The sequence below is a fragment of the Cupriavidus mimosae genome, from assembly GCF_023952485.1.
GTDB lineage: Bacteria > Pseudomonadota > Gammaproteobacteria > Burkholderiales > Burkholderiaceae > Cupriavidus > Cupriavidus taiwanensis_C.
In genome coordinates, this window is record NZ_JALHRY010000045.1 from 1 (window position 1) to 6,247 (window position 6,247).

General features: G+C 60.7%; 5 protein-coding genes and 4 pseudogenes. 6 read left to right on the forward strand and 3 right to left on the reverse strand.

Going from position 1 to position 6,247, the window contains the following annotated elements:
- Positions 1–55: 55 nt before the first annotated feature.
- A pseudogene (locus MKD50_RS29825) lies at positions 56–353 on the forward strand (hypothetical protein); the annotation flags it as partial.
- A gap of 1,164 nt (positions 354–1,517) precedes the next feature.
- A complete protein-coding gene (locus MKD50_RS29830) occupies positions 1,518–1,853 on the forward strand; it encodes a hypothetical protein (protein WP_012354810.1) in 336 nt (111 codons plus the stop codon).
- 163 nt (positions 1,854–2,016) lie between these two features.
- Here the strand turns inward: MKD50_RS29830 and MKD50_RS29835 are convergent, their stop codons facing one another.
- Together MKD50_RS29835 and MKD50_RS29840 are read right to left on the reverse strand one after the other, a co-directional pair.
- Positions 2,017–2,244 (reverse strand): ATP-binding protein, encoded by a 228-nt coding sequence (locus MKD50_RS29835; protein WP_240988366.1) that lies wholly within the window; start codon positions 2,242–2,244, stop codon positions 2,017–2,019.
- Positions 2,245–2,246: 2 nt separating this feature from the next.
- Positions 2,247–2,459, reverse strand: coding sequence for an ATP-binding protein (locus MKD50_RS29840; RefSeq protein ID WP_331935451.1), 213 nt, complete (start codon positions 2,457–2,459; stop codon positions 2,247–2,249).
- A 147-nt stretch (positions 2,460–2,606) separates the two neighbouring features.
- On the opposite strand from MKD50_RS29840, the pseudogene MKD50_RS29845 reads away from it, so the two are divergent.
- The 4 genes and pseudogenes from MKD50_RS29845 to MKD50_RS29860 all read left to right on the forward strand — a co-directional run.
- Positions 2,607–2,717: pseudogene (locus MKD50_RS29845) on the forward strand (transposase domain-containing protein); the annotation flags it as partial.
- Positions 2,718–3,523: 806 nt separating this feature from the next.
- Positions 3,524–5,026, forward strand: a complete 1,503-nt coding sequence (istA, locus tag MKD50_RS29850; RefSeq protein WP_012354806.1) for an IS21 family transposase — start codon at positions 3,524–3,526, stop codon at positions 5,024–5,026.
- Positions 5,013–5,780: pseudogene (gene istB / locus MKD50_RS29855) on the forward strand (IS21-like element helper ATPase IstB). The gene istA and the pseudogene istB overlap by 14 nt, the downstream one beginning before the upstream one ends.
- A complete protein-coding gene (locus MKD50_RS29860) occupies positions 5,777–5,983 on the forward strand; it encodes a hypothetical protein (protein WP_012354803.1) in 207 nt (68 codons plus the stop codon). Before istB ends, MKD50_RS29860 begins: the two are co-directional and overlap by 4 nt.
- A gap of 100 nt (positions 5,984–6,083) precedes the next feature.
- On the opposite strand, the pseudogene MKD50_RS29865 reads toward MKD50_RS29860, so the two are convergent.
- Positions 6,084–6,247 (reverse strand): annotated as a pseudogene (locus MKD50_RS29865) (IS21 family transposase); the annotation flags it as partial.

The window sequence follows — 6,247 nt, forward strand, 5'->3', positions numbered from 1 at the left end:
GTGCCGGCCTGGCCATCTCCATACCAAAGCTTACGCACCCCGCGAACGATTTTCGATGCAAGACACGATGATCTCGCCCGATTTCCCCGACGCCGCCGCCTTGGCGGCCCTGCGCGCCTGGTACGCGGGCGCGTCGTCGCGCCAGGCGGTCGCCCGCGCGCCCGAAACGTTGCGGTCGCTGCCCCTCCCCGAGCCGCAGATCAGCGATTCAGCGGGCGCGCGCCCTGGTCACGGCGGCACTGCCCGATCCGGTCGTGCCGTGGGAGCAGATCCGGCTGCCGCATGAGATCGACGGATCACGTGGAGCCTTCCGGCCCCTCCGCCAGATGTGCACGCTCGATGCCAACAATGACTAGACGCCATCGGGGTGTTGGTAGGAAGATGGAACAGAGGCGGCGCGGCCGCGAAGCAACCCAGCTTACTGTTATCACTGTGCATTCTGTGAGCCCCGGCGAACCCATTGCCGTCTGTTTCTGGTTACGCATCCATGGTCATTAAGGATGGTCGTATCGTTGTTGAACGGAATATCCTCGCATTGGTAATACACCCCTCAAAGTTAGACGGGCGTCAAACTTTGAGGGAGCGGATTAAAGAAGGTGTCCATATTGACGGGCATGGAGCGTACTATCCAGGCCTTTCAATTCTTAGTTACAAATGCAGGTCTTCAGCACCGCATCATACTCGCATGTCTGCCCTGGATGCTGGGGTTGGCATACTGGCTGAGCTGATGCAGACACCGCGCCCCCGAGCAAAGTGATGGTCATTAGCGCGCCGAACACTGCCTTCTTGATGTTAGACATGATTGGATCCTTGAAAGTTTGAAGTTTAAATGTCGAGCCACAATTACAAAGATTTGAGAAATGCCGTCGAGGCAAAACACTGGGCCCATTCCATTCCAATATTTCCTGCTGGATGCCAAAATGGCACGAACTCGCTATGTTCGTCATTCCTGAAACAGCACGAGGAATGGCTAGAGAAGTCTAGGCAATATGGTATGTGCGAGGCAAGGCAGAAAGAATGGCCAACTTCCCTGTTGTTGATCAAAATCAAGTTTTGCTACGTCATTGCTTGAAGCGGCGTTGTTGCATAAATCGAGATTGAGGGGCTCCTCGGTGAGGCTGCGGAAGAGGTGCGACTTCCCCGATAGGGCCGGTGGGTTAGCGGTTTTTCACAACGTTCGCTGGAGGTATTTCAGCGGCCTGCTAGGTCAGTGGCGGGAACCGGGGGCAGCGGTGTACAGTTTAAGACAACATGATGTTCAATGATATAACAATTATAACAAATCACCCAAGAATAAGTATTGATTTATTCACTTTTCGGATGGTTATCAGTTTTCCTGGGCGCCAGGAACATAGATTGCATTTACTTCATTATTGATATCCCGCGACCTTCTCTTCCTATAGCCGCAGAAGTGCTTTTGGCGCGACTTATCTCGACTGACCAAGGAGAAGACCGAGCATCGCTAAGCAGAGAGTCCCTTTACGTCATTCCTATAATTTCTTCGCATGGGAAAAATCATGATCCAGGCTCAAAAGATCACAGTAAAAAACAAAACCGGCTATGTGTTCTGCTTCTCAGTCCAGTGGCAGAGTAGCGACGGCACGTGGCATGCCACGACGATATCGAGCGGCGATTATCCCGCGATGCAGTCTAGAACCCTCACGCTCGACGAGATAGGCGTGCCGGGCGATGCGGTCGCAGTGACGCCCTACGGGCATACGGTGAACCCACAGTTGGGTCATGTTCAAGGAACGCCGCACGTTACTTTCGCGTCGAACGATCACATCGCAATCTACGAAGCAACCGTGACACCTAAAGAAAGGCTTCAAATCACTCTTGAGAAGAATGGTTAAGGATACTCTGCACAAACGCAAATCGAGTGTGCTTGGCCGTTTAACAGGGAGCTGAATGCGCCACGACTCCAACCTATCAGCCCGGAGCGGGGATTTGACTGGTGACGACGGTTGAGCGCGAGCCGTGCTGAACATCCAGCAGGCCAAGCAGATCACGGCGCGCCTAGTCGGCAAGGGGCGTCGTCGCAAAGTCGTCCACCACTAGAATGTCGGGTTTGGCCCATTGGGCCAGCAACGTCCCGAAGCGCCCGCTGCCATCGACCATAGCCATCTCCTCCCTGAACTTCGGCATGCGCAGGTAGCCGACGGAGTAGCCATGTCGGCAAGCCTGGTTCGCCAAGGCGTACGCCAGCCAGCTCTTGCCGAGGCTTGTCTTGCGGATGAGGATCACGTTCAGGTGTCCCCAGTACATTCCCCGGTCAACAGGCGGGCCAGCAGGGCCCGGTCCAGGCGGCGGGCAGCGCGGTAGTTGATGTCCTCGGGGACGGCGTCTGGGAAGCGAAGTTGTGCGCGCCGCAGCCGGGCCGAGAACATGCGCGACTGGCGCTTGCTGCATTCGCGTTCGACGAGCAGCCCGAGACGTTCTTCGAAGCCGAGCTGGTCGATGCTGACCTGCGATCGAGAGTGCCATGGTTATCCCTGCATCCCAGCGCTCTACCAGGCGGGATTTCCTACCCCGGCAAGATGGTCGGCTTCCCGTGGAATCCATGGTTGCTTTGCCGTGGAATCGCCGGTTGGATTCGGGTGGAGTGAAAAACCTGTAAGGCCAACGACGTAGATCCGTATCAGTATCTCGTTGCCTTGTTCAAGGCGTTGCCACAGGCACAGACAGCCGACGACTATGAGGCTCTGCTGCCCTTGTGAACGGCTGTTTAAAACCGGCACTAAACGGTGGCGTAGCTTAAAGATGCAGAACAACTCCTGCATTGCAGGACTGTCCCAAGGTCTTCTGATTTGATATTGAAGGGTTGTCACCGGGCGCGTCGGAACGAGCCCGTAGGGCGAGTGCAGACGCGCCCGGTGACGGGCATTCCGCAAGGTGGTGACGTCGCAGTAGGGATGCGGTAAAAAGGTCGGATTTACCGCCGAAAAGAAACAGGCACGACACCGGTCCAAACCGCCAAGTTCATCCCGATGTCGTGCCCCACTCGTGCCAAGGGCGCGCGTGCCGGGCCAGTATGGCACGGCTCGTCCAGCCCGTCGAGGCCGTTTCGGCATAACGGGGGATTGCCGATGCCGGCCACGGGCCGCCTCTTTGTGTGCGCTCATTGCCGGGCGCAGGTCATTGTTTGCCGCCGCTGCGACCGCGGTCAGGTCTACTGCAATGGCGGCTGCTCGCAAGCAGCGCGCCGCGCCAGTCTGCGCGAGGCCGCTCAGCGCTACCAACACAGCCGCCGCGGCCGCCTGGCGCACGCGGAGCGGATGCGCCGCTATCGCTGTCGCCAAAAGAAAGTGACGCATCAGGGTTCCGTCGCGCAGGCCGCCGATGCTCTACTGCCGCTGACCTTGACGACGCCGGCCAGAGCACCGGCGCCCGCTGGCGCCTCAATACCTGTGTCTGAGCATTGCCACTTCTGCCGTTGCGCATACTCGGGCTTTGTTCGCCTCGGACCACTGCGTCGTAGGGTCTTCCGTGATGTTCGTACGACTGACCGCACAGGACACGACCCATGACCATTGGAGTAGAACTCGAAGCCCAGATTCTGCGTTACTACCACGTCGAGAAATGGCGCGCCGGCACCATCGCGCGCCAGTTGCATGTGCACCGCGACACCGTTCAACGTGTGCTGGCACAGGCCGGCCTACCCCGGATTGGCACGGTGCAGCGGCCCTCGCAGATCGACGCCTACCTGCCATTCATCCATGAGACGCTGAAGAAGTTCCCGTCGCTCACGGCCAGCCGCCTGTATGCGATGGTGACCGAGCGTGGCTACCGCGGGAGCCAGCACCACTTCCGGCACATGATCGCGCTGCACCGGCCGCGCCCACTGCCCGAAGCCTATCTGCGTTTGCGCACCCTGCAGGGGGAACAAGGGCAGGTTGACTGGGGACACTTCGGCCATCTGCAGATCGGCCGCGCGCGCCGGCCGCTGATGGCCTTCGTGATGGTGCTGTCGTGGTCGCGGCAGATCTATCTGAGATTCTTCCTCGATGCGCGCATGGATAGCTTCCTGGCCGGCCATGCCGGCGCCTTCGAGGCTTGGTCCGGCCTGCCCAGGGTCCTGCTCTACGACAACCTGAAGAGCGCCGTTCTGGAACGCCAGGGAGATGCGATCCGTTTCCATCCGACGCTGCTCGCGTTCGCGGCGCATCACCGCTACGAGCCCCGGCCGGTTGCCGTCGCCCGTGGCAACGAGAAAGGGCGCGTGGAGCGCGCCATCCGCTACGTGCGCGAGAACTTCTTCGCCGGACGCACCGTGACCGACCTCGATGAGCTCAACGCTCAAGCCGCCCATTGGTGTGCGGGACTTGCGGCCGATCGCCCCTGCCGGGAAGAACCGACGATCAGCGTACGCGAGGCGTTCTGCCGCGAGCAGCCCAGCCTGCTCGCCTTGCCGGAGAATCCCTATCCGTGCGAACCGCAACAGAACGTCAAGGTCGGCAAGACACCGTACGTGCGCTTCGGCCTGAATGATTACACGATCCCGCATACCCATGTGCGACGCACGCTCACGGTGCGGGCCAGTCCCCGGCAGGTACGCATCCTCGATGGCACGGAACTGCTCGCCACTCATGAGCGCAGTTACGATCGCGGCGCGCAGATAGAAATTGCCGCACACATCAACGCCCTGGTCGAACGCAAACGCGAAGCCCGCCACCATCGCGGACTTGACCATCTGGCTCGGGCGGCGCCGGCCAGCCAGGCGCTGTTGCTGCGCGCGGCGGAACGGGGCGGCAATCTGGGCAACATCACCACCCACCTGCTGCGGCTGCTCGACCGGTATGGCGCCGCCGAACTGCAAGCGGCGATCGAGGAAACCCTCGCCAGCGACGCGGCACCTCACCAGAATCCGGTGCGCCTGGCGCTGGAGCGCCGGCGCGAAGCGCGCCATGCACCCCCGCCGGTGGGCATCCATCTGCCTGAACACGTCCGGCACAAGGACAAGCTGGTCATACCCCACCGGCTCGACATCTACGATCAGATCGCTGGAGATGCCAATGAACACGCCTGAGAACCTGCAAAGCCGTACGAATGCCTTGCGCCTGCATGGGCTGCTGGCGCACTGGCCGGAGGTCGCTGATGCTGGATGGGTAGCGCCGCTGCTGCAATGGGAAGAAGAGGAGCGCTCGCGTCGCTCGCTGGAGCGACGCATCCGGGATGCCCGCCTGGGCAACTTCAAGCCATTGTGCGACTTCGACTGGACGTGGCCGACGCGCTGCGACCGGGCCGCCGTCGAGGAATTGATGTAGCTGGAGTTCGTCAAGGACTCGGCCAACGTCGTGCTGATCGGCCCGAACGGCGTCGGCAAATCGACCCTGGCGCTGAATCTGGCCTATCAGGCGCTCGTCCACGGGCACACGGCGCTGTTCACCACCGCCTGCCAGATGCTCGGCGAGCTGGCCGCTCTTGACAGCGATTCGGCCTTGCGTCGGCGCCTGCACCGCTATGCCTCGCCGGACGTGCTGGTCATCGACGAGGTCGGCTACCTGTCGTACTCAAACCGACATGCCGATCTGCTGTTCGAGCTCATCAGTCGCCGATATGGCGCCACCAGTACGGTGGTTACAACAAACAGACCATTCGTCGAATGGTCTGAGGTGTTCCCGAATGCCGCCTGCGTCGTCTCGCTGGTTGACCGACTGGTGCATCGTGCCGAAGTCATCGCGATCGAGGGCGAGTCGTATCGCGTCAAGGAAGCGCGCGAGCGGGCCGATCAGCGAGCAAAGAAACGCAGCGTGGCCCGGGCGGAGAAAAAACCATCATGACGCATCTGCATCTGCCGTCAGGCATCACCCAGGGGCTCGACTTCCTGATCCCAGACAACTGGTCCGCTGAGCAGGCGCTCGCCGTCGTCGAACTCATCGACGATCTACGCGAGCGGATCTGCGCTCACTACCAGCTCGCATTGCATGACCTGCTGAGTGAGCAGCGCTCGCCCCCCGAGAAAAGCCTCGACGATCCGTTCTAACCTGCTGTCCAACCCAAACAGCAAGGGGCCGCATGCGGCCCCTTGCTGTTGACCTTCTTACCCAACCGTACGCCGCCATTTACTGCCGCTTTTACACCGCCGTCAACAGCTGCTGGCGCGTCGTGCCGTGGATGCGAGTGCCGGCCTCGGCCATGACCCAGGCGCGCACCTGGCGGTTGGCATCGGCGAGGTCGCGGAAGTCGCGCAGCGGCCCGAAGCTGTTCTTTACGTACTTGACTCCCGATTCCACGATGCCCTTTTTCT